At 71.7% G+C, this 22,861-nt stretch carries 22 protein-coding genes; 11 read left to right on the forward strand and 11 right to left on the reverse strand.

The window, feature by feature from the left end:
- Nucleotides 1-9: 9 nt before the first annotated feature.
- Entirely contained in the window at nt 10-894 is an 885-nt protein-coding gene (locus HHX31_RS00390; RefSeq protein WP_169943967.1) for a LysR family transcriptional regulator, read from the reverse strand.
- Nucleotides 895-998: 104 nt separating this feature from the next.
- Here HHX31_RS00390 and HHX31_RS00395 point away from each other — a divergent pair, with 104 nt between their 5' ends.
- From HHX31_RS00395 to HHX31_RS34880, 5 genes are all read left to right on the forward strand, one after another.
- Nucleotides 999-1,865 (forward strand): dihydrodipicolinate synthase family protein, encoded by an 867-nt coding sequence (locus HHX31_RS00395; RefSeq protein ID WP_169943969.1) that lies wholly within the window; start codon nt 999-1,001, stop codon nt 1,863-1,865.
- 45 nt (nt 1,866-1,910) lie between these two features.
- Complete coding sequence (locus tag HHX31_RS00400) at nt 1,911-2,396, forward strand: MarR family winged helix-turn-helix transcriptional regulator (protein ID WP_169943970.1); 486 nt, start codon at nt 1,911-1,913, stop codon at nt 2,394-2,396.
- Nucleotides 2,397-2,472: 76 nt separating this feature from the next.
- Nucleotides 2,473-3,933: an MFS transporter gene (locus tag HHX31_RS00405; protein WP_211589134.1), complete on the forward strand. Its 1,461-nt coding sequence runs from the start codon at nt 2,473-2,475 to the stop codon at nt 3,931-3,933.
- A 109-nt stretch (nt 3,934-4,042) separates the two neighbouring features.
- Nucleotides 4,043-4,249: a hypothetical protein gene (locus HHX31_RS00410; protein WP_169943971.1), complete on the forward strand. Its 207-nt coding sequence runs from the start codon at nt 4,043-4,045 to the stop codon at nt 4,247-4,249.
- A gap of 97 nt (nt 4,250-4,346) precedes the next feature.
- Complete coding sequence (locus HHX31_RS34880) at nt 4,347-4,712, forward strand: ClpX C4-type zinc finger protein (protein WP_169943972.1); 366 nt, start codon at nt 4,347-4,349, stop codon at nt 4,710-4,712.
- A gap of 46 nt (nt 4,713-4,758) precedes the next feature.
- Here HHX31_RS34880 and HHX31_RS35470 read toward each other — a convergent pair whose 3' ends face one another.
- Entirely contained in the window at nt 4,759-5,514 is a 756-nt protein-coding gene (locus tag HHX31_RS35470) for a cellulose binding domain-containing protein (protein WP_169943973.1), read from the reverse strand.
- Nucleotides 5,515-5,616: 102 nt separating this feature from the next.
- Here HHX31_RS35470 and HHX31_RS00425 point away from each other — a divergent pair, with 102 nt between their 5' ends.
- Together HHX31_RS00425 and HHX31_RS00430 are read left to right on the forward strand one after the other, a co-directional pair.
- On the forward strand, nt 5,617-6,591 hold the full coding sequence (locus HHX31_RS00425) for a GlxA family transcriptional regulator (protein ID WP_169943974.1): 975 nt from the start codon (nt 5,617-5,619) through the stop codon (nt 6,589-6,591).
- Nucleotides 6,588-7,211, forward strand: coding sequence for a DJ-1/PfpI family protein (locus HHX31_RS00430; protein WP_169943975.1), 624 nt, complete (start codon nt 6,588-6,590; stop codon nt 7,209-7,211). Before HHX31_RS00425 ends, HHX31_RS00430 begins: the two co-directional genes overlap by 4 nt.
- A 100-nt stretch (nt 7,212-7,311) precedes the next feature.
- Here the strand turns inward: HHX31_RS00430 and HHX31_RS00435 are convergent, their stop codons facing one another.
- The 4 genes from HHX31_RS00435 to HHX31_RS00450 all read right to left on the reverse strand — a co-directional run bounded on the left by HHX31_RS00435 (nt 7,312) and on the right by HHX31_RS00450 (nt 10,053).
- Nucleotides 7,312-7,836: a hypothetical protein gene (locus HHX31_RS00435; RefSeq protein ID WP_169943976.1), complete on the reverse strand. Its 525-nt coding sequence runs from the start codon at nt 7,834-7,836 to the stop codon at nt 7,312-7,314.
- Between the two features lie 168 nt (nt 7,837-8,004).
- The gene (locus HHX31_RS00440) at nt 8,005-8,484 is read right to left on the reverse strand and encodes a GntR family transcriptional regulator (protein ID WP_311930952.1); all 480 of its coding nucleotides are present in this window, start codon (nt 8,482-8,484) and stop codon (nt 8,005-8,007) included.
- Between the two features lie 113 nt (nt 8,485-8,597).
- Complete coding sequence (locus HHX31_RS00445) at nt 8,598-9,260, reverse strand: RadC family protein (RefSeq protein ID WP_169943978.1); 663 nt, start codon at nt 9,258-9,260, stop codon at nt 8,598-8,600.
- Nucleotides 9,261-9,315: 55 nt separating this feature from the next.
- A complete protein-coding gene (locus HHX31_RS00450) occupies nt 9,316-10,053 on the reverse strand; it encodes a GntR family transcriptional regulator (protein ID WP_169943979.1) in 738 nt (245 codons plus the stop codon).
- A gap of 254 nt (nt 10,054-10,307) precedes the next feature.
- On the opposite strand from HHX31_RS00450, the gene HHX31_RS33975 reads away from it, so the two are divergent.
- The 4 genes from HHX31_RS33975 to HHX31_RS00470 all read left to right on the forward strand — a co-directional run bounded on the left by HHX31_RS33975 (nt 10,308) and on the right by HHX31_RS00470 (nt 14,081).
- Nucleotides 10,308-10,487 (forward strand): hypothetical protein, encoded by a 180-nt coding sequence (locus HHX31_RS33975; RefSeq protein WP_249345312.1) that lies wholly within the window; start codon nt 10,308-10,310, stop codon nt 10,485-10,487.
- Nucleotides 10,488-10,833: 346 nt separating this feature from the next.
- Nucleotides 10,834-11,748 (forward strand): 4-hydroxy-tetrahydrodipicolinate synthase, encoded by a 915-nt coding sequence (gene dapA / locus HHX31_RS00460; protein ID WP_169943981.1) that lies wholly within the window; start codon nt 10,834-10,836, stop codon nt 11,746-11,748.
- A 101-nt stretch (nt 11,749-11,849) separates the two neighbouring features.
- On the forward strand, nt 11,850-13,535 hold the full coding sequence (locus HHX31_RS00465; RefSeq protein WP_169943983.1) for a ribonuclease J: 1,686 nt from the start codon (nt 11,850-11,852) through the stop codon (nt 13,533-13,535).
- A 48-nt stretch (nt 13,536-13,583) separates the two neighbouring features.
- Complete coding sequence (locus HHX31_RS00470) at nt 13,584-14,081, forward strand: DUF402 domain-containing protein (RefSeq protein ID WP_169943985.1); 498 nt, start codon at nt 13,584-13,586, stop codon at nt 14,079-14,081.
- 125 nt (nt 14,082-14,206) lie between these two features.
- Here the strand turns inward: HHX31_RS00470 and HHX31_RS00475 are convergent, their stop codons facing one another.
- The 5 genes from HHX31_RS00475 to HHX31_RS00495 form a co-directional block, all read right to left on the reverse strand.
- Entirely contained in the window at nt 14,207-15,739 is a 1,533-nt protein-coding gene (locus tag HHX31_RS00475) for a DHA2 family efflux MFS transporter permease subunit (RefSeq protein ID WP_169943987.1), read from the reverse strand.
- 30 nt (nt 15,740-15,769) lie between these two features.
- A complete protein-coding gene (locus HHX31_RS00480) occupies nt 15,770-18,997 on the reverse strand; it encodes a BTAD domain-containing putative transcriptional regulator (protein ID WP_169943989.1) in 3,228 nt (1,075 codons plus the stop codon).
- A 337-nt stretch (nt 18,998-19,334) separates the two neighbouring features.
- Nucleotides 19,335-20,462, reverse strand: coding sequence for a hypothetical protein (locus tag HHX31_RS00485; protein ID WP_169943990.1), 1,128 nt, complete (start codon nt 20,460-20,462; stop codon nt 19,335-19,337).
- Nucleotides 20,459-21,718, reverse strand: coding sequence for a glucarate dehydratase family protein (locus HHX31_RS00490; RefSeq protein WP_169943992.1), 1,260 nt, complete (start codon nt 21,716-21,718; stop codon nt 20,459-20,461). The genes HHX31_RS00485 and HHX31_RS00490 overlap by 4 nt, the downstream gene beginning before the upstream one ends.
- Nucleotides 21,715-22,617 (reverse strand): 5-dehydro-4-deoxyglucarate dehydratase, encoded by a 903-nt coding sequence (locus tag HHX31_RS00495; protein ID WP_169943994.1) that lies wholly within the window; start codon nt 22,615-22,617, stop codon nt 21,715-21,717. The genes HHX31_RS00490 and HHX31_RS00495 overlap by 4 nt, the downstream gene beginning before the upstream one ends.
- Nucleotides 22,618-22,861: the final 244 nt, after the last annotated feature.

The following is a 22,861-nucleotide window of genomic DNA, read 5'->3' on the forward strand; positions in this document are numbered from 1 at the left end:
TCCGGACGCCTATCGGACGGCCGCGCGCAGGGCCGCGATGAGGGCGACGACGGCGGGATGACCGCCCGCGCCCCGGCGGAAGGCGACGCGGGTGCGGCGGCGCATGGACAGCGCGGTGAGCGTGACGCCGTCCGGCGGGTCGGCGGCCCCCAGCTCCGGCACGAGCGCCACTCCCTGCCCGACGGCGACCATCGCGAGCACCGTGGCGAAGTCGTCGATGTGGTGACGCACGTGGGGGGAGAATCCGGCCGCCTGGCAGGCGCGTACGGTCATCGCGTGGCAGAGCGTGCCGGGAGTGGAGGCGATCCACGGCGCGTCGCGGCAGGCGAGGAGCGTGGCCACGTCGCCATCCCCGCCGACGGCCTTCGGTGTGGCCAGGTACATGAACTCGTCCAGGAGGGGGACGGCGTCCAGGGCGAGATCGGGCTCCGCGGGGACGAAGTCGTACTCGTGGACCAGGGCGACGTCGAGCTCGCCGGCGCGCAGGCGGGGCGCGACCTCGGCGGGATCGACCTCGTCCACCATCGGATCAAGGCCCGGGTGGCTGCGCGCGAGCGCGGCCAGGGCCGCGGGGAGGATGGCGCGGGTCGCCGTGGGAAAGGCGCCGATCCGCACGACACCGGACAGGTCGGTCTTCGCCGCGGCGAGTTCCGCCGCCGCCTGCTCCAGCCGTTCGAGCACGGCCTCCGCGTGCCGCACCAGCGCGACCCCGGCGGGCGTGAGCGCGACGCGCCGTCCGGTGCGCTCCAGCAGTGCCACCCCGGCCTCCCGCTCCAGCGCGGCGAGCTGCTGGGAGACGGCCGAGGGGGTGAACGTCAGCGCCTCGGCCACCGCCGCGATCGTGCCCCGGTGGGCGAGCTCACGGAGCAGGCGGAGCCTGCGTACGTCGAGCATCAGCGCGGGCGGGGAGGGAGGAGATCGAGCATCAGTTCAGCTTAACGGTTTCGACAGAAAGGCGAACTGGACCTACACGGTTGATCACCGGAAGGATTCGGAGCATGACTCTTTCCGGTGTTCATGTCCCGTTGATCACTCCGTTCGCCGAGGACGGCGAGATCGCGCTCGACGCGCTCGAAGCACTGGCGTACGCCGCGCTCGACGAGGGCGCGTCCGGGCTCGTCGCGCTCGGCACCACGGCGGAGGTCGCGACGCTCGCCGAGGAGGAACGGCGCGCGGTGATCGAGCTCTGTGGCCGGGTCTGCCGGGAGCGGGGCGTCACGCTCACGGTCGGCGCGGGGTCGGCCGACACGCGGAGCACGGCCGAGGCGCTGCGCGCCCTCAAGGGGGAGGCGGACGCGGCACTGGTGACGATCCCCGCGTTCGTCCGCCCGTCCGAGGCCGGCGTGCTCGCCCACTTCACGGCGCTGGCCGAGCAGACTCCGGTGCCGCTGGTCGTCTACAACATCCCGTACCGGACCGGGCAGTCCGTGGGCGCGGCGACGCTGCGCCGGCTGGGCGAGCTGCCCATGGTCGCGGGGGTCAAGCACGCGGTCGGCGGCGTCGACTTCGACACGGTCGCCCTGCTCGCGGACCCGCCGGCCGGCTTCGCGGTGCTGGCGGGGGACGACCCGTTCCTGTCCGCGCTGCTCGCCCTGGGCGCCTCCGGCGGCATCCTCGCCTCCGCCCACCTGCGTACCGGCGATTTCGTGGAGCTCGTCCGGGCCTGGCAGGCCGGCGAGGTCGAGCACGCCCGCTCGCTCGGTCACCGGCTGTCGCTCATGTCGGCGGCCATGTTCGCCGAGCCCAACCCGACCGTCCTGAAGGGCGTCCTGCACGCCCAGGGCCGGATCCCCACCGCCGCCGTACGGCTCCCGCTCGTCCCGGCGAGCCAGGCGTCGGTCGAGGCCGCTCTGCGGGCGCTGTGACCTTTGGGGATAATCCGCAAACGGACGAATTGCTAGCCTGGACGCATGACCGCCATGGCGCCTTCGCGTGACGAGCCCGACCTGTCCTTCCTGCTCGACCACGCCGGGCACGTGTTGCGTACGAAGATGGCGGCGGCTCTCGCCGAGATCGGCCTGACGGCGCGCATGCACTGTGTGCTCGTCCACGCGCTGGAGGAGGAGCGCACGCAGATCCAGCTCGCGGAGCTCGGCGACATGGACAAGACCACGATGGTGGTCACCCTCGACGCCCTGGAGAAGGCCGGTCTCGCCGAGCGCCGCCCGTCCAGCACCGATCGGCGCGCCCGGATCGTCGCGGTCACCGAGAAGGGCGCGGAGATGGCGAAGCGGAGTCAGGAGATCGTCGACGAGGTCCACAAGGCCGCTCTCGGGTCGTTGCCGCAGGAGGAGGCGGAGGTGCTCGTACGGGCGCTCAACCGGCTGGTCACCGGGCATCTGGCCACCGCGGTGGAGGCGCCGCGGCCGGTGAGGCGGGCACGCCAGCGGGGCTAATCGATCCATAAGGGATCGTCTATAACAAAACAATCTGCTACGGTCCTTCCTGTTCCCTTGAAACAGGAGGCGACCCATGTCGCGCATATCCCCATCGCGCCGGCTCGTGCTGGGCGTGCTGTCCGCCACGATGCTGATGACGATCCTGGACGGCAGCATCGTGACCGTGGCCATGCCCGCGATCCAGCGGGACCTCGGCTTCGCGCCCGCCGAGCTGAGCTGGACCGTCAACGCCTACCTCGTCGCGTACGGCGGCCTGCTCCTGCTGGCCGGCCGGCTGGGCGACCTGATCGGCCGCCGGTCCATGTTCCTCGTGGGCAACGTCGTCTTCACCGCCGCGTCCCTGCTGGCCGGGGCCGCCACCGGTCCGGGGGCGCTGATCGGCGCCCGGTTCCTCCAGGGCGTCGGCAGCGCCATGGCCTCGGCGGTCGTGCTCGGGATCCTGGTGACGACCTTCACGGACGCGGCGGAGCGGGCGAAGGCGATCGGCGTATTCAGCTTCACCGGCGCCGCGGGGGCGTCGCTCGGCCAGGTGCTCGGCGGGGTCCTGACCGACGCGCTGGGCTGGAACTACATCTTCCTGATCAACGTGCCGATCGGCGTGGTCACGATCGCGCTGGCGGTCCGGGCGCTGCCGGCCGACCAAGGGCTAGGCCTGTCGGCGGGCGCCGACGTCCTGGGCGCCCTGCTGGTCACGGCCGGGCTCATGCTGGGCATCTACGCCGTGGTCCAGATCGAGCGGTATGGGCTCCGCTCCCTGTGGTTCGGCGCGGTGTCTCTCGTGCTGCTGGCCGGGTTCCTCGTCCGGCAGTCGACCGCCCGCACCCCGCTCATGCCGCTGCGGATCTTCCGCTCACGCGCCGTCGCGGGGGCGAACCTGGTGCAGGTGCTGACGCTGGGCGCGATGTTCGCCTTCCAGGTCGTCGTGGCGCTGTTCATGCAGCAGGTGCTCGGGTACGACGCGCTCGGCACCGGCCTGGCGATGCTCCCGGCGGCGCTGTGCATCGCGGGGGTGTCGCTGTTCGTGTCCCCGCGGCTCATGACCCGCTTCGGCGCCCGTGCGGTGTTGCCGGCCGGCCTGGTGCTCCTGATCGGCGCGATGGCCTGGCTCGCCCGCGTCCCCGTCGACGCCCGCTACGTGACCGACCTGCTCCCCGTGATGGTGCTCGTCATGGGCGCGGGCCTGGTGCTTCCGTCGCTGACCACGCTCGGCATGTCCGACGCCCGCTCCGACGACGCGGGCCTCGTCTCCGGGGTGTTCAACACGTCCCAGCAGGTCGGGATGGCCGCCGGCGTCGCGGTGCTGTCCACGCTGGCCGCCTCCCGTACGCAGGGGCTGCTGGCGGGCGGGGCGGGTGAGGCGGTCGCGCTGACCGGCGGCTACCGGCTGGCCTTCACGGTCTCCCTCGCCCTGCTGGTCTCCGCCCTCGCGGTCGCGCTCCTCGTCCTGCGGCGGCCCAGGTCTGACGCGGAGAGGACGGATGTGGAGCAGGCGGACGGGGAGCGGGCGGCGGCGCTCCGGCCCGAGGGCCTGTGACCTTAGCGACCTGTGACTCCAATCAAACGGGACCCGGCTGTCACCGGGGCGAGGTCGTGTGACGTCCTCTCCATGCGACCGGTGTCATCCCCCCGAATGCGGAGCCATCGTGGATTCACAGACCTTTATCGTCCTCGCCGGGGCCTTCTTCGGCATCTGGCTCGTCTCCGACTACATCCGCAACTACCTGTCCAAATGCCCCAAGTGCAAGGGCAGTGGCACGCTCAAGGCCACCTGGTGGTCCGGGCGATACCGCCCCTGTCCGCGCTGTGGGCGCAAGGGAGAGGTTCCGCACGCCTTCGGCCCCAAGAGCTGAGGGGCATCCGGAGAGTAGTTGTCAGGCTGTTCCTGACGCACTAGCCTTCGTGCTGGCGTCAGGAACAGCCTGACACGCTATCCCCTCTGGAGGCGAAATGCCGGCCCCTTCCCTGGCGGAACAGGACATCCGCTGCTCGTTCTGCTCCAAGCCGAAGACCGCCGTGGCCAAGATGATCGCCGGTGCCGGCGTCTACATCTGCGACGAGTGCGTCGGGCTCTGCGGCGAGATCCTGGCGGCCCAGTCCGTCGAGGCGCCGGAGATTCCGTACGCCGAGAGCATGACCGGCGAGCAGATCCTGGAGCTCCTTCCGCGAATCGCCGAGGTCGGCGCGCAGGTCGAGGACAACCTGCGGGTCTGGGTCCACCGGGCGCGCGACCGGGGCGTGACCTGGGCCAGGATCGGCGGCGCGCTCGGCATGACCCGCCAGTCCGCCTGGGAGCGGTTCTCCGGCGAGGAGTGACGCGGCCCTCACAAGTGGCAGGAACCCCAGGGGGAGTGGAGTGACGTCAGGCGCACCTGGCGCCGTTGACGCTGAAGGACGCCGGCTTCGGATTGGCGCCGGTGTTCGCGCCGGTGAAACCGATCCACAGGGTCTGCCCGGGGGCGAGGTCCTTGTTCCAGTCGTAGCCCTGGGCGTCCACGCCGGTGCCGTTCTGGCTCCACCGGGCCGACCAGCCGTAGGTCACCTGCTGGCCGTCCGAGGGGAAGACGAACGACAGGCGCCAGGCGGGGATGACCTGGGAACCGGTGTTGGTGAGCGCGATGGAGGTGCTCATGCCGTTCGGCCAGGACGTCGAGGTGTAGCTCACGCGGCAGGCGCCCGTGGGCGACGCGGACGGCGACGTGGTGGGGATCAAGTCGTTGTAGATCGTCACTGTGACCGGTCCCGACAGAGGGCCCCGGACGCCCGTGGTGTCGATGGCTCTCATCCGGAGGGTGTGCGTCTCGGAGACGACGCCGTACGGAGGGAACGGCAGGGTGACCTTCCCCTCGGTCGTCGACGCCGACGAGAAGGAGGCTCGCACGGTGAGCGCGCCGTTGACCTCCTCGACGACCTCGTAGCATGCGATGCCGTCCGCGTCCGTGGCGGGCGTCCAGCGCAGCGTGGCGGCGTTCAGGAAGACGTGCACGACCTCGGGCGTCCCCGGTGCGGTGGGAGCGTCACCGGACGGGGTGGGGCTGGTCGCGCACGGCGCCGCGGAGGGGTTCGGCACCGGGTCCGCCGCGGCACTGCCGAGGCCGGGGGTCACGAAGGCGGCCACGGCCGCGAGCCGCGGCTCGCCCGGCGGCGGTCTGTGGGATGGCGTGATTCGCAATATCTGTGTCGTTGACGCCAGGAAGCCCGGCGCAGAAGCATCGAGGGCATGCAGCGACGCGTGGTCATCGTGATCTTCGATGGCTTCCAGATGTTCGATCTCGCCGGGCCGGCCGACGTCTTCACCACGGCGAACCTGCTCGTGCCCGAGCCCGGCTACCGGGTCGAGGTGGCGGCGGTACGCGCCGGGGCCGTACCGGCCCAGAACGGGATCGCGACCCTCGCGGAGACTCCGCTGGGCGAGGTCGCGGAGCCGATCGACACGCTGCTGGTCGTGGGCGGGCTCTCGGTGCCGGACCACCTGCGCGACCGGGAGTTGGTCGCGGGCATCGCCCGGCTGGCGGAGACGGCCCGGCGCGTCGCGTCCGTGTGCAACGGCGCCTTCCTCCTCGCGGAGGCCGCGCTGCTGGACGGCAGACGCGCGACCACCCACTGGCTGGTCGCGGGGGAGATGGCCGACCGCTATCCGGAGGTCGAGGTGGACGCCGATCCCATCTACATCCGCGACGGGAACGTCTGGACCTCCGCCGGGGTCAGCTCGGGAGTGGATCTCGCGCTGGCGCTCGTGGCCGACGACCACGGCCACAGGATCGCCAGGAACGTCGCCCGCGGCCTCGTCGTGTATCTGCACCGTCCGGGCGGGCAGAGCCAGTTCAGCGCGCCAATGCGAGCCGCCGTCCCACGTGCCGAGCCGCTGCGCGAGATCCAGGCGTTCATCGACGCCAACCCGGCCGAAGACCTCAGCGTGCCCGCGCTCGCGCGGCGGGCGGGGATGAGCGAGCGGCACTTCTCCCGCGTCTTCACCTCGCAGACGGGGATCTCACCCGGCAGGTATGTCGAACGCAGCCGGGCCGACGCCGCCCGGCGTCTGCTGGAGACCACCGCTCATCCCCTGGACACGGTGGCCAGGGAGTCGGGGCTCGGCGCTCCCGAGACCCTCTATCGGGTCTTCCGCCGCCATTGGCGCGTGTCACCCGGCGACTACCGCCGCCGGTTCCGATCGAAGGAAGGCAGCAGACCATGAACGTCGCGATCCCCCTCTATCCCCGGTTCACCGCGCTCGACGCCGTCGGGCCGTACACGGTGCTGGCCTTCGCGCCGGGCTGCACGGTCACGTTCGTCGCGGCCGAGCCCGGGCCGGTGCTCGACGACCGGGGCAGCCTGAGCCTCGCGGCCACCGCGTCGTACGACGACCTGCCCGCGCCGGATGTCGTCGTCGTGCCCGGAGGCCCCGGGACGATCGAGGCGCTGTCCGATTCCGAGCTGCTGGGCTGGATCGCGCGGGCCCACGAGCGGACCCGGTGGACGACCTCGGTGTGCAGCGGCTCGTTCCTGCTGGGCGCGGCGGGGCTGCTGAAGGGCCTCAGGGCGACGACTCACTGGGGGTGGCTCGACCAGCTCGCCGGGTTCGGCGCCGAGCCGGTGAGCGAGCGCGTGGTGGTCGACGGCAAGGTCGTGACGGCGGCGGGCGTCTCGTCGGGCATCGACATGGCCCTGACGCTGCTGGCCGCGATGCGGGGCGAGGAGACGGCGCAGGTCGTTCAGCTCGCCATCGAGTATGACCCGCGGCCGCCCTTCGACGCAGGCAGCCCGAAGACCGCCCCGGCCGGTCTGGCCGATCGGGCCCTGGCACTCATCGACTAGGCCGGGCGCGGCGGGTACGGCGGCCGGCCACACGTCAGGCGGCTCCCCTCATGCCCGAGGAAGCGCGGAGGGGGATCGGGGAGCCGCCCGGCGTTCGCGGCTACGCGTCGAGGCCCTCGCTCTTGGCGACGACACGAGCCAGTTTGTCGGAGAACTCTTCCCGCCACGCCTTCTGGATCTGGATCTCGTCCAGCACGACGGCGAAAGCGCCGCGGAACTCTTCCAGGGTCTGGCGGATCGCGGCCGTGTCGGCGCGCAGGTCGTCCTGTCCCTTGCGCAGGTCTTCCGTGATGGTGCGCAGGTCGTCCTGTCCCTTGCGCAGGTCTTCCGTGATGGTGCGCAGGTCGTCCTGTCCCCTGCGCAGGTCATCCGTGATACTGCGCAGCTCGTCCTGACCCTTGCGGAGCTCGTCTTGTCCCCTGCGCAGCTCGTCCTGGCCGGTACGCAGCTCGGTGGTGATGGTGTAGAGCTCGTCCTGTCCCTTCTGTAGTTCGTGCTGACCAACGCGCAGATCGCTCATCTGCTCGCCGCACTTGATCAGCATTGCGTTCTGCAGCCGGACATCGCTCCTGATGCCGGCGATCTCCCGCTCTACGGCGTCGATGCGTTCCTCGGTCTCTGGCATGCCCGACAGGATAGGGACGCGGAGGTGATCACGCACGGTGAAATCGCGACCCCTGTGCGTCGGGTTTCCGTCGCCCGGGTCCATCGCCCCCGGAGCGGTGCGCTCAAGCGCGCACTCGCGTCGGGAGCGGGAACGGCCGACGCGACGCGTCTTCTGTCGAGCGCGTCGTCAGTCCTGCGGCCAGTCGTCCGGAGACGACACATAAGTGCCGCGATGGGGGACGGTGAAGACGTAGCCCTGGTCCCGTAGGTATCCGACGGCCAGTCGCACGGTGACCTTGGCCACGCCGTACTGCTCCATGAGCGCCTTCTCGCTGGGGATGGCGCGGTTCGGCTTGAACTCCTGGCGCCGGATGCGCTGCGCGACCTCTTCGGCGATCTCCTGGTAGAGGGGTTTCTTGCGGCGCACGCGCGGAGCGGCCTGATCGCCGACGAAGGTGCCCTCGCCCTGAACCGTGTAGACGAGACCCTGCTCGCGTAGCTCCCGCGCCACCCGGCGGGCCGTCGTCCTCGCTATGCCGTACTCGGCCTCGAGTTGCGCCTCGCTCGGCATCGGGTTGCCGGGGGCCAGGTCGCCGCTGTGGATGCGCTCTCGAAGGATCTCGGCGATCTGCTTGTAGACGGGTACGGGGCCATCTCGGTCGAGCACGGTCAAACCATAGACCGAAACAGACATGCTCGCACAAAATGCAACATCTTAAAGCGGTGGTAGATACGGGTGGTAGACCGGAGGCGACGAGAGGACTTATAGTGACGGCGCTGCTACTCATCGTGCGGCACTCGGCGCCAGGCGGTGTCGGTGACGATCACGTGGTCGAGGAAGCGGAGGCCGACGGTGTCGGCGGCCTCGTGGAGGCGGGCCGTGACCTCGACGTCGGCGGGGCTGGGGTCGAGCGATCCGCTCGGGTGGTTGTGGGCGAGGCCGAAGGCGGCCCCGCCGGACAGGAGGACGGTGGTGACGATGTCGCGGACGGGCGCGGGAGTGTGGTCGCTGCCGCCCTCGGTCACCACGGTCCGGCGGAGCACGGCGCCGCGGCCGTCGCACACGACCACGACGAGCCGCTCGCGCGGCTGCCCGTGCAGCAGGGGAGCGGCAGCCGAAGCGATGTCGGCCGAGCAGGTGATCCGGCTTCGCTCCGGCTCCGCCTGGGCCCGCCGTACGAGATGGAACGCGGCCGCCACGCGCGCGGCCTTGGCGGGACCCACACCGGGGACGGCGAGCAGCCGATGGGCCTCGGACCTGGCCAGCTCGCCGAGGTCGCCGCAGTGGGCGATGACCTGGGAGGCGAGGTCGACGGCGCTCACGCCCCTGCTGCCCGAGCCGAGCAGCAGGGCGAGCAACTCCCTGTCCGCGAGCGCCGCGGCTCCGGACGCCAGCAGCCGCTCACGCGGCTGGTCGGCCAGGGGCATGTCCTTGACGCGCATCGTCGGCACCTCCGGATGGGGGATCCGGATCGGTTGTACCAGTGGGCACCGACAGTCAGAGGAGGCTGGGAATGCCGTAGACCAGGCGGAACCTGTCGCCGGGCACCACGGCGTCGCTGGTCTCCACCGGGCGATCCCCGGCCCAGTAGGTGCGCTCGATCTGGAGCACCTGGACGCCGGCGGGCAGCTCCAGCAGGTCGCTCTCGGTCGGCTGAGGGACGCGGACGTGCACCGTCTCGCTGATCTCGGTGAGCGGAAGACCGCTCGCCGCGAGCCGGAAGGCCGCGCTCCTGCGTTCGTACGTGCCTTCCTCGGGTGCCTGGCTCTGCCCTGGTTCGACCGGTTCGTACGTCGTGAGCAACTGCGCGGGGCGTCCGTCGCCGCGGAAGACGTAGCGGGTCCTGATCACCGGGCTGCAGTCGCCGATGCGCAACCGGCGGGCGATGTCGGGAGGAGCGTCGGCGAGCTCGCTGCGCCAGCTCCAGCTGGGTTGTCGCCCGCCCGCCTGCATGTCGCTGGCGAAGGCGGCGTGTGGTTCCGGGAGGCGGCTGCGGTTGAGCGGGAGCAGGATCGGTTTCTCCCGCACCCGGTGCCCGGAGCCCACGCGGCCGATGATGAGGCCTTCCTGCGCGAGCACGCGCAGCGCGTGGCGGGCGGCCGTCTCTCCGACGCTGTATTTGCGGGTGATCTGGTGTCGCGAGGGGATCGGTGCGCCCGGGGGGAGCGTGCCGTCGACGATCTGGCGGCGAATGTCCTCGACTACACGCAGGTAGACCGGATCAGAGTTTGCCATCAATCCATCCCTGAGGGGGTGACGGGTCTTCCAAATCTTGGCGTATTCACCGCGCGACCGAGAGTGACGGGGATGGCCTGTGACTCCAACTTTGCCAGTTGAAAGGGCTGCAAGTGGGCGCATCTGCCGATAAGCAGCCAGGTGCGGATATTCCCCTCCCGCCGCCCTATCACGGCATCCATGCCAGCCCTCCGTGGGACAGGCATTACAAGATCGCGTGGTCGAAACCCACGAACCGCAGCGACCGTGTGCGGGTGCACCGGCATACCTGCGAGTGCAAGGCGACGATCTACGAGCTGTGTTCGGCCGGGGGGCTGATGTTCATCCGGCGGACGAAACGGGGTGTGAAGGTGGAGGTCCGCGAGAGCGAACGGCTCGTTTCCGCCCGGATGCGGTTGCTGTGGCTGCGACTGCTCTCGGGTGAGGCCCACTGATCCGCGTGCGGTCTGCCCGTACGCGTTGCGGTCGTCCCGCCAGTGTGCGGTCGGCTCGCCCTGAGCCGGTCGGCCGGTAGATCGGTCCCCGGCCCATGCCTGACGGCCTCGGCATCTTCCACCCGTAGGGCGCACAGCCGGTCGCACACGGCCTTACGGAAAAATTTCGCCAGCGGCGTGTAACGTCCGCGTAAGACGCGGCGATTCCCGGTTAGAGGTCGCTGATGTGTGTACCCCCGAGCACATATCGGCGGCCTCTTCCGTTGTGGACGGCACGGTGGGCGCTACTGGACATAACGGGGTGGCGAGGTCCACCACTCCTGCGGATCCGGGTACCGTTCGGTCTATGGCATCGCCTACCGGAACTTCCGACGCCCCCTTCGGCCGCGCGCTGACCGCGATGGTCACACCGTTCACCTCGGACGGAGCGGTCGACTACGAGGGCGTCCAGCGGCTCGCTGCATATCTCGTGGACGAGCAGCGCAACGACGGGCTGGTCGTCAGCGGTACGACGGGGGAGTCCCCCACCACCTCCGACGAGGAGAAGGACCGCGTCCTCCGCGCGGTCGTCGAGGCCGTGGGCGACCGGGCCACCGTCGTGGCCGGCGTCGGCACCAACGACACCCGGCACAGCGTGGAGTTGGCCAGGGCCGCGGAACTCGCGGGCGCGCACGGTCTCCTGGTGGTGACCCCGTACTACAACAAGCCTCCGCAGCAGGGCCTGCTCCGGCACTTCACGGCCGTCGCGGACGCGACCGGCCTTCCGGTTATGCTTTACGACATCCCGGGCCGCACCGGGGTGCCCATCTCGACGGAGACCCTTTTCCGGCTGGCCGAGCACCCGCGCATCGCCGCCGTCAAGGACGCCAAGGGCGACCTGTTCGCGGGCTCGCAGGTGATGGCCTCGACCGACCTCGTCTTCTACTCCGGCGACGACCTGCTGAACCTGCCGTGGCTTTCGGTGGGCGCGGCGGGGTACGTCAGCGTGGTGGGCCACGTGGTGGGCGTCGAGCTGGCCTCGATGGCCGATTCCCATCGGTCCGGCGATGTCGAGAACGCACTGGCCGTCCACCGCCAGCTCCTCCCGGTGGTCTCGGCGATCATGACGCGCACCCAAGGCGCGATCATGGTCAAGGCGGCGCTGAAGCTGGTGGGTCAGGACGCCGGGTACGTCCGGCCACCGCTCGTGGACGCCACGGAGGAGCAGATCGCGGCGCTTCGTGAGGACCTCATCACGGGGGGCCTCAAGCTTGTGGATTAGATCAGCAGATGGAGTCGAATGAGCGACGTGTACACAGAAAACGAACGTAGGGAACGACGCGTGGGGGCCGACGGCGAGCGGCGCGGGGCTAGGGGGGCGGCATGAGTCATCCGCATCCCGAGCTGGGGTCGCCTCCGCCGCCGCCGGAGCACGGCCTGCGCATCGTCGCGCTGGGCGGTCTCGGCGAGATCGGCCGCAATATGGCGGTCTTCGAGTACGACGGCCGGCTGCTGGTGGTCGACTGCGGCGTGCTGTTCCCCGAGCCGGACCAGCCGGGCGTGGATCTCATCCTGCCCGACTTCGACTACATACGCGGGCGCCTCGACGACATTGAGGCGCTGGTGCTCACGCACGCCCACGAGGATCACATCGGCGCGGTGCCGTACCTGCTGCGGGAACGGCGGGACATCCCGATCGTCGGTTCGCGGCTGACCCTCGGGCTGGTCGAGAGCAAGCTCACCGAGCACCGGATCCAGCCGGTCAAGGTCGAGGTGATCGAGGGTGAGCGGCGCTCGTTCGGGCCGTTCGAGTGCGAGTTCGTCTCGGTGAACCACTCGATCCCCGACGCGCTCGCGGTGGCGATCCGCACCCCCGCCGGGCTCGTGCTGCACACCGGCGACTTCAAGATGGACCAGCTTCCGCTGGACGGGCGGCTGACCGACCTCGGCGCGTTCGCGCGGCTCGGGGCCGAGGGCGTCGACCTGTTGATGTCCGACTCCACCAACTCCGAGGTGCCGGGCTTCGTCACCAGCGAGCGGGAGATCGCGCCGGTCATCGACGACGTCTTCCGCAGCGCCGCCAAGCGGATCATCGTCGCGAGCTTCGCCTCGCACATCCACCGCGTACAGCAGATCATGGACGCGGCCGAGAAGCACGGCCGGAAGGTCGCGCTCATCGGCAGGTCGATGGTGCGCAACATGGGCGTCGCGCGTGAACTCGGTTATCTGAAGGTGCCCGCGGGCCTGCTCGTGGACTCCCGGGAGATCGAGGAGCGGCCGCCGGAGGACGTGGTGCTGATCTGCACCGGCTCCCAGGGCGAGCCGATGGCGGCGCTGTCGCGCATGGCCAACCGCGACCACCCCATCAGGATCGCCGAGGGCGACACGGTGCTGCTCGCCTCGTCTCTGGTGCCGGGCAACGAGACGGCGGTCAGCAAGGTCATCAACGGCCTCAACCGCTGGGGCGCGCGGGTGGTGCACAAGGGCAACGCGCGGGTGCACGTCTCCGGGCACGCCGCCGCGGGCGAACTGCTCTACGTGCTCAACCTCACCAAGCCGTCCAACTTCATGCCGGTGCACGGGGAGTGGCGCCACCTGCGGGCGCACGCGAGGCTGGCCGAGCTGACCGGCGTGCCTCGCGAGAACATCGTGATCGCCGAGGACGGCGTGGTCGTCGACCTCGTCGACGGACAGGCGCGGATCGTCGGCGCGGTCCCGTGCGGGTACGTCTTCGTGGACGGCACCTCGGTGGGCGACATCACCGACGTGGCGCTCAAGGACCGGCGCATCCTGGGCGACGAGGGCTTCATCTCCGTCGTCGTCGTGGTGGACTCCACCACGGGGAAGCTCACCGGAGGACCGGAGATCACCGCGCGCGGCTCCGGCATAGACCCCGACGCGTTCGACGCGGTCATCCCGCAGATAGAGGCCGCGTTGCAGGAGGTCGCCGCGGCGGGGGTGGCCGACGAGATGCAGATCCGCCGCACCATCCGGCGTACGGTGGGGCGCTGGGTGAGCGACACCTACCGCCGCCGCCCGATGATCATTCCGGTGGTCGTCGAGGTCTAGGAACAATCCTGTTGTACTCGGAGACGGGCGTGGCGTAGCGTCCCGCCCGTGTCCGAGGTGAAGGTCATCTACCGCAAGTACGGCGGTTCGCTGCACTGGAATCACCCCGCGCGGGTGCTCGGCGAGGACGAACACGGGGTGTGGGCCGGCTGTCCCGCGGGCACCGTGGGACAGCGGGGGAGCGAGCCGCCGGTCGTCTGGGGGAACGCCTTCGTGATGCTGTTCCCCCGCCACGCGTGGTGGACGGCCACGTTCAACGACGGGTCGAACCGATGCGCGATCTACTGCGACGTCACCACTGTGCCCGTCCGCGGCGACGGCCGGATCACCATGGCCGATCTCGACCTCGACGTGCTCCGGATGCGGGACGGCCGGCTGATCCTCGATGACGAGGACGAGTTCGCCGAGCACCAGGTGCGCTACGCGTACCCGGAGGAGATCATCCGCCAGGCGGAGCGGTCGGCCGCCTGGCTGATGGAGGCCGTGGGCGCGCGTACCGGCCCCTTCAACGGCGCCCACCACCCCTGGCTCTCCGTGATCTTGTAGTTTGTCGCATCGATGCCCCGTGAGCTGCGCGGACACCCTTGGTGATCTTGCACTGGCCGGCTGCTTTCCGCCCTGACCCGCGCATTCCCGGTCCGTGATCATGCACTGGAGAGCCGGTGATCGCCTCATGGTGCGAGCGCCGGCTCCTCACCTGGCTCGGGGATCACCTTGGGCACGCCGCGCAGCGCGAACGGGACGGCGACCGCGAGGACGACCAGGATGGCCGCGCCGGTCAGCACGGTGGCGTGGATCCCCCCGACGAACGCCTGGCGCGCCGCCCCGGCGACGGCCCCCGCGGCGTCGCCAGGCAGCGCGGCGGCGGCCTTAAGCGCCCCCGCCAGCGTGTCGCGGGCCTCGGCCGCCGCGCCGTCGGGCAGCCCGGGGGGAAGCACCAGGCCGTTCCGGTAGGCACTGGTCAGCACACTGCCGAGCACGGCGATGCCGAGCGCGCCGCCCATCTCGTGGGCGGTCTCGGAGATCGCGCTCGCCGCGCCGGCCCGCTCCTTGGGCACCGAGGCGAGCAGTGTGTCGCCGGTCACGGCGAAGGAGAGGCCGATCCCCACACCCTGGACGAGCATGGCGACGAGCATGTAGACGTACGGCGTCTGCGTGCCGATCTGGCTGAACAGGACGAACCCGGTCGCGGTCAGCAGCAGCCCGGCGCACACGACCGGCCCGCGCCCGAACCGGTGCACGAGCACCCCCGCCAGGGCGCCGCCGACGCCCCCGGCCAGGCCGCCCGGCAGACCCGCGAGCCCGGCGACCAGCGGTGACCAACCCAGGACGAGCTGGAAGTACTGCGCGAAGACCACCGACATGGCGAGCATGGCGAAGATCGCGATCAGTTCTGCGCCGACCGAGGCCGCGAACGCCCGCCGCCGGAACAGCGCCACGTCGATCAACGGCTCGGCCAGCCGGGTCTGCCGGCGTACGAACACGACCAGGGCGGCGACGCCGGCCGCCGCCGCGACGATCACCTGGGCCTGGGCGACCCCACCGGTCGCGGCCTCCTTCAGCGCGTAGATCAGGCCGAGCACGCCCACGGCGGACAGCGGGACGCTGACGAGGTCGAGGCGTCCGGGGCGGGGGTTGCGCGACTCCGGCAGCACGGCCAGCCCGGCGACCAGGACGACCAGGACGAAGGGCACATTGATCAGAAAGACCGACCCCCACCAGAAGTGGCCGAGCAGCAGCCCGCCGACGATGGGGCCGAGGGCGAAGCCGACGGCGGAGACACTGCTCCAGATGCCGACGGCCGTGGTCCGCTCCTTCGGGTCGGTGAACACGTTGCGGATCAGCGACAGGGTCGAGGGCATGATCGTGGCGCCGGCCACGCCGAGCAGCGCGCGGGCGCCGATCAGCAGCGGTGCGGTCGGCGCGTACGCCGTGAGCACGGAGATCACGCCGAACGCGGCCAGGCCGACGAGCATCACTCGCTTGCGCCCGATCCGGTCGCTGATGTTGCCCATCGTGACGAGGAGAGAGGCGAGCGCGAAACCGTAGATGTCGGCGATCCACAGCATCTCCGTGCCCGACGGCGCGAGGTCCTCGCTCAGCTTCGGCAGGGCGAGGTGGAGCACGGTGAGATCGATGGTCAGGATGAGCATGGCCATGCACGCGATGACCAGCGTGCCCCACTTGCGGTAGGTGTCGTTCATGACCGCAGCGTCCGTCCCGGCGCTGACGGTTCACCCACCGAGCGCTGACAGGTGCCCCTCGATCACGGTCAGCGCGGGCGCGGCGGTGCCGCCGCCGACCGGCATCCGCTCCTGGACGTACGCCCTGCCCTGGGCGTACGCGCGGTCGAAGGGGTCGCCGCCCAGGGCGGCACGGCAACGGGCGGCGACCCGGGCGACGTCGGGGTCGGCCACCGCGGGGGCGCCGCGCAGGGCCGCGCCCACGCCCAGCAGCCAGGCGGCCCGCTCGGCGTTCCCCTCCAGCAGGGAGACTCCGGCGATGCCCTCGGCCAGGCCGGCGGCCATGGCGGGGCTCCGGTCGCCGAGGCCGGTCATCAGTGCGCGGCGGTGCCAGGCCAGCGCCTCGGCCGCCGCACCCGACATCTCGGCGGCCCAGCCGAGCGCGACGTAGATGCGCGACCGGGTCTCCTCGGCCGTGAACCAGTCGGCCGTGCACTCGGCCAGGGCCGTCTCGTACAGCCGCCGGGCCCCGGCCACGTCTCCGCCCCTCCTGGCCAGGTCGCCGAGCCCGAGGTGCGCCAGGGCGAGCATCTCGGGGGCGCCCATCCGCCGGGCGAGGTCGGCCGCGTGCTCGTAGTCGGCCCTCGCGGCCGCCGGGTCTCCCGCGCGCATGCGCGCCCCGGCGCGGCGGCACAGCGCCTCCGCCATGTCGGTCGTGGCACCCAGCCGTTCGGCCAGGCCGAGCGCCTCGTTGACGAGCGTCTCGACCCTTCCGTGGTCGCCCCGATAGTCGGCGATGTCGGCCAGCGAGGACAGGAACATGATCCTGGTCCAGATGTCCCCGGTCTCGCGGGACTCGGCGAGCGCCTCGGAGATCTGCGACTCGGCCTCGTCGAGGCGGCCGTCGAACAGCGTCAGGCAGGCCACGCCGTAGCGGCTCAGCGTCCGCGTCCAGGGGTCGTTCGCCAGCAGGCCGACCTGGTCTGTCAGCGTGCTTCGCGCCTGCCGTTCCGGCGGCCCGGTGATCATCGCCCAGAGGATCAGCAGGAACGGCTGCCTGGGCGGCAGCGGCAGGGCGTGCCCCAGCCGTACGGCCTCGGCGAGATGGCCGTCAAGACCGCCCGCCCGCGCGCTGGCGCCGTTCCAGATGGCGAGGCAGGCGCACAGCACGTACTCCTCCTCAAGCCCGTCGGGCGGGGTGGCGCCGATCCGGCCCAGCAGTTCCGCCGCCGGCCCCGCCGCCTCACCCCGCAGCCCGCGCAGCAGCCAGTAGCCGGTCGCGGCCGACACCAGGCGCAGCGCGGGCACCACGTCCCCGGCGCGTACGGCGCGGCGCAGCGCGGCGTGCAGGTTGTCGCGCTCGCCGTCCAGCCTGCGCAGCCACGCGACCTGGTCCGGCCCGCGCAGGTGCGGGTCGGCCGTGGCCGCCAGATCCAGGACGTACGCGAAGTGGGCCTTGCGTGTGGCCTCGCTCTCGCCGGACTCGGCCAGCCGTTCCGCGCAGAACGCCCGGATCGTCTCCAGCATCCGGTAGCGGTCGTCCACCACCTCCACGAGGGACTTGTCCACCAGGGAGGCGAGCACGCCGTCCGTGTCGGGCAGGCCGCACACGCGTTCGGCCGCCTCCAGCGTCGCGCCGCCGGCGAAGACCGTCAGGCGCCGCGCGAGCGCGCGCTCGGGCTCGTCGAGCAGGTCCCAGCTCCACTCGACGACCGCGCGCAGCGTACGGTGGCGCGGCTGCGCCGTACGGCTGCCGCGCGACAGCAGCGCGAAACGGGGGGCGTCACCCTCCGGCTCCGGATCGTCGGCTCCTAGTCGGGCGGCGATCCGCGCCAGGGGCAGCGAACGCAGCCGGGCGGCGGCCAGTTCGAGCGCCAGCGGCAGCCCGTCCAGCGCCCGGCAGATCCGCAGCACGTGCCCGACGTCGCCGGGCCCGAAGACGATGCCGGGCCGTACGGCGGCCGCCCGCTCGGCGAACAGCCGTACGGCCGGATAGGCGAGCGCGTCCTCGACGGCCGGTTCGCTGCCGGGCGGCGGGACGCGCAGCGGGGGGACGGGACACAGGCGCTCGCCGGTGATGCCGAGCGCCTCACGGCCGGTGGCCAGGACGCGCAGGGCCGGGCAGGCCGCGAGCAGCCGGTCGGCGAGCCGGGCCGCGTCCTCCACGACGTGCTCGCAGTTGTCGAGCACGAGCAGCACCGGCCGCAGGGTCAGGGCCGTCACCAGGCGGGCGACGGGATCTGCAGGGCTCGGCCGCGCCCCGGGGCCGGGGGCGGGCACGGAGCTCTCCCGCAGCCCGAGCGCGCCGAGCACGGCCTGCGGCACGTCGGCTCCGTCGGTGAGCGGGGCCAGTTCCACGAGGCACACCTCGCCAGGCCAGCGACCGGCCGCCTCGACCGCCAGCCGCGTCTTCCCTGTGCCGCCAGGGCCGGTCAGCGTCACGAGCCGTGCGTCGGCCAGCAGCGCGCCGACGCGTTCGAGCTCCGCCTCGCGGCCGACGAGAGACGTGAGCGGCACCGGCCGCACGGCCGGCGCGGCGGGGGCGAGCGCCGGGTCGGCGCGCAGCACCGCGAGGTGGATGGCCGACAACTCGGCCGACGGATCGGCGCCCAACTCGCCCGCGAGGACCCGCCGGGCGTCCTCGAAGACCGTCAGCGCCTCCGCCGGGCGGCCCACGGCGTACAACGCGCGCATGAGCTGCCCGCGCGAGCGCTCCCGCAGCGGATGCGCGGCGACCCGTTCCTGCAGCTCGGGCAGCAGGTCGCGGTGCCGCCCCAGGGCGAGGCCCGCCTCGGCGAGGTCCTCGGCCGCCGACAGGCGCAGTTCCTCAAGCCGGGCCGCCTGGACGGGCGCGAACGGCGCGTCGGGCACGTCCGCCAGCGCCGGCCCGCGCCAGAGGGCGAGCGCCGTGCCGAGAAGGCCCGCAGCCCGGGCCGGGTCGCCCGCGTCGAGCGCCCGCCGCCCCTCGGCGGCCAGCCGTTCGAAACGACACGCGTCCACGTCGTCCGGGTCCACCGCCAGCCGGTAGCCCGCCGGTTCCCGTACGACCAGGTCGCCGAGGTGCTGGCGCAGTCGGGACACCTGGGCCTGCAGCGCGTTCGTCGCCCCGGAGGGGGGCTCGGCGCCGTAGAGGCCGTCGATCAGGCGGTCGGTGGTGACGACCTTGCCCGCGTTGAGGAGCAGCAGGCCGAGCAGCGCCCGCAGCCCGGGGCCGCCGACCGGTACGAGGCGGTCGCCGTCGGGCCGCGCCTCAATAGGGCCGAGGATGCCGAACCGCATGCCCATGATTCTCCCGCATCCCCCCTCTACCCCTCCCCGCGTGATCTTGCAGTTTGTCGCGGAGTGCGGCCCAGCCTGGCCCGATCCACCTCGTGATCTTGCAGTTTGTCGCAGGCGTGTACGACGACCAGGGAATACCCTCTTTGTGATCTTGCAGTTGTCAAGGTCGCGGACGGCGTGACCTGGGCGAACAGACTCGCTGATCATGCAATTGCATGATCACGGGTGGCGTTTTCCCTGGTCGGTACGCGTGTACGCCGTTCATCTGCAAGATCACCAAAGGAATCGCCGCAGGTCGGTGCCATCTGTGCGACAAACTACAAGATCACGGCGGGGTTTAGGGGGTGGGGGTGATGGCTTGGGTGAGGGCTTTGAGGCGGGGGGTGGAGGCCAGGCCGCCGTGGTACCAGTGGATCTCGGTGGCGCCGGCCGCCGTGTAGGCCTCGGCCAGGAACGACAGGGCCGCGCCGTCCGCCGGACGCGGCGGAAGGGCCAGCACGTAGGCGCCCACGGAAGGGCCGAGCTCGCCCAGGGCGCGCAGCCCGGCCTCGTCCACCTCGGGCGCGTTCCAGCAGTTGCCGACGAGCAGGTCGGCGTCCACCCCCTCGGGCACGGTCGCGAACGGGCCGGTCGCCCACGGGTCGGCGCTGGCGTGCAGGGCGATCCTCAGCCCCGGCCGGGCCGATCTGGCCTCCGCCAGCAGCAGGCCGCGCAGTTCGCCCGCGAGCCCCGTGCGCAGGTCGCGCATCGGGCCCGCGAGGTCGCCCAGCGCGTCCTCGACCGAGCGTGGCTCGCCGTCGACACCGGCCCGCACCCGCGCGCGGACCTCGGCGACGTCCAGCCCGGCCGTCTCATAGCGGCGTACGCAGGCCGCGCAGAAGCACAGCGACAGCAGCGCGACCTGCGCGGGCGACCAGTCGGCGCCGTCGGTCTTCTCGTGGTGGCCGCCGTGGGCGAAGCCGAGGGCCCCGCACGCTTCCAGGATCAAAGCGTCCGGGTCGCCGAGCTCCACGATCTCGCGGACCAGCGTGCGGCAGTAGTCGCGCACGTCGGCCGCCGCCGGGCACAGCGCGTACGGGTAGGTCTCGCCGAAGGCGTTGGTGACCACCAGGTCGGGGTTGGCCGAGCCGAGCAGCGTGTTGTGGGTCAGCACGGTCCACGCCTGGACCGGCAGGCCGGCGGCGCGCAGGGCGTCCCTGGCCTCCCCGAACGGGTCGTCCGAGTCCATCCACGACGGCGTGGCGGGCACGAGCCGGTTGCCCTTCCACGCCTCCTCCCGTACGGGCACATAGCAGGCGGAGTGCCGGGCGTCGACCAGCCGGTGGGCGGGGTGACGGGGGGTGGCGGCGCGGGTGGTGTGGTAGGACGCGGCGAGCGCGACGGCGTCCACGCCGAGAGCCGCCAGGCGGGCGGCGGCGCCGGGGTCGCCGACGATGTCCCAGGGGTAGGCGTAGATGACGTTCAAAAGCGTGGCCTCCGAGCGGAGAAGGACGGGTCGACGGACCGCATGTACGTCGTGTCGTCGCGGGAGCGGACCCCGCACTTCTCATACTGCTCGTTCATGATTGCGAGGGCGTCGCGGTCGAGTTCCACCCCGAGCCCCGGGCCGTCCGGCACCGGGACCGCGCCGTCCACGAAGCGCAAGACCCCAGGGGCGACCACGTCCTGGCCGTCCTGCCAGGGGGTGTGGGTGTCGCAGGCGTGGGTGACCGAGGGGGTGGCGGCGGCGAGGTGTGTCATGGCGGCGAGGCTGATCCCGAGGTGGGAGTTGCTGTGCATGGACAGCTCGATCCCGAACGTCTCGCACAGCGTGGCGATGTGCGCGGAACGCACCAGGCCGCCCCAGTAGTGGTGGTCGGCCAGCAGCACCCCGATCGCGTTCCTGCGGACCGCCTCGGGCAGGTGCTCGGGGGTGACGACGCACATGTTCGTGGCGAGCGGCATCGGCACCTCGGCGGCGACCCGCGCCATGCCCTCGATGCCCTCGGCGGGGTCCTCCAGGTATTCGAGCGCGCCTTCGAGTTCGCGGCCGACCCTGATCGAGGTCTCCACGCTCCAGACGGCGTTGGGGTCGAGGCGCAGCGGATGCCCGGGGAACGCCTCGCGTAGCGCGTGGACCGCCTCGACCTCCTGCTCGGGCGGGAACACGCCGCCCTTGAGCTTGATCGAGCGGAAGCCGTACCGGCCGATCAGCAGGCGGGCCTGCTCGACGATTCCTTCGGGGTCGAGCGCGGCGCCGAAGCCGTCCTCCGGCGCGCCCGGATGACCGGCCCACTTGTAGAAGAGGTACGCGCTGTACGGCACGGCGTCGCGCACCCGGCCGCCGAGCAGGTCGACGACGGGCCGGTCCGCCGCCTTGCCGCGAATGTCCAGGCAGGCGACCTCGAAGGGGGAGAAGATCCGGTCGACGGTCTTGGCCCGGGAGGAGGTGCCGGTGAGGCCGTGCAGGTCGGTGACGACGTCGGCTCCGACGAGCCCGGCCACGGTGGCGTACATCGCGTTGTGCCCGTAGACGTCGTGGCCGATCAGCGCCTCGGCGGCGGCGCGCACCCGCACGAGGTGGTCGAGGTCGCCGTACGTCTCCCCGAGACCGGTCAGGCCCTCGTCGGTGACGATCTCGACGATGGTGCGCAGCGCCCACGGCTCGTGGACGCCCGCGGCGTTGAGCAGCGGCGGGTCGCGGAAGGCGACCGGCGTGACGTTGATCTCGCGAATCCTCATCCCACGATCTCCAATCCGGCCGCGATCAGCCGCTCCAACCGGGCCACGTGCTCGGGGGCCGCGTCGACCAGCGGCGGGCGCACCCGGCCCACGTCGAGGCCGCGCAGCGTGACGCCCGCCTTGACGAGCGAGACGGCGTAGCCGGGCACGAGGTCGCGCAGTTCGACCAGGGGGCGGTAGAAGCCGGCGAGCAGGCGCCGCACCAGGTCGTCGTCCCCGGCGGTCACGGCCTTGTGGAAGGCCAGGGCCACCTCGGGCAGGAAGCAGAACACGGCGGAGGAGTACAGGCTGACGCCGATGCCCCGGTAGGCGGGCACGGTCATCTCGGCGGTCGGCAGCCCGTTGAAGAACGTGAAGTCGCGGCCGGTCGCCTCCCGGACGGCGAGGACGATGCGCTGCATGACGTCGAGGTCGCCGAGGCCGTCCTTGAACCCGGCGACGTTGGGGATCTCGGTGAGCGCGGCCGCGGCGGCGGGCGTGAAGCGGGCGTTGCCCCGCTGGTAGACGACGATCGGCAGGTCGGTGGCGGCGGCGACCTCGCGCACGTAGCGCACCAGTCCTTCCGGGGGCGCGCTGACCAGGTACGGCGGCAGCAGCAGCAGGCCGTCCGCGCCGGCCTCCGCGGCCCTTCGCGCGCATTCGCGGGCGAACGGGAGCGAGCCGCCGGCGCCGGACAGCACGGGAGCCCGCCCGGCCGTGGACTCGACGGCGATCCGCACCACCCGTGCGTACTCGTCGATGCCCAGTGCGTTGAACTCGCCAGTGCCGCAGGCGGCGAACACCCCGCCCGCGCCCTCGGCGACGCCGCGCGTCACGTGTGTGGCCAGCACGTCCTCGGCCACTTCACCGTCCGGGCCGAACGGTGTGACCGGAAAGAAGAGAACGCCGTCGAGTCGCATCCGCTCACTCCCCTAATTGTCCACATATATGGACCAAGTTCGTCAATCTGTCCACGACGCTAGCTGCGTGATCTCGGGGAAGTCAACAGCGGCAGCCGCCGAGGTCAGATATGTGAATGGCACCCGCGATTATGGACAGTCGGGAATTGCTGGGAGACTTGCGCCGTTCGGCATTGACACGGTCCGTACGCCGCGCGGACGTCATGGGCGTCGCCCCCGGCGCCCGGGGCCGTGCTCGCAGCGG

Source organism: Microbispora sp. H11081, assembly GCF_012999535.1.
Taxonomy (GTDB): Bacteria; Actinomycetota; Actinomycetes; order Streptosporangiales; family Streptosporangiaceae; genus Microbispora.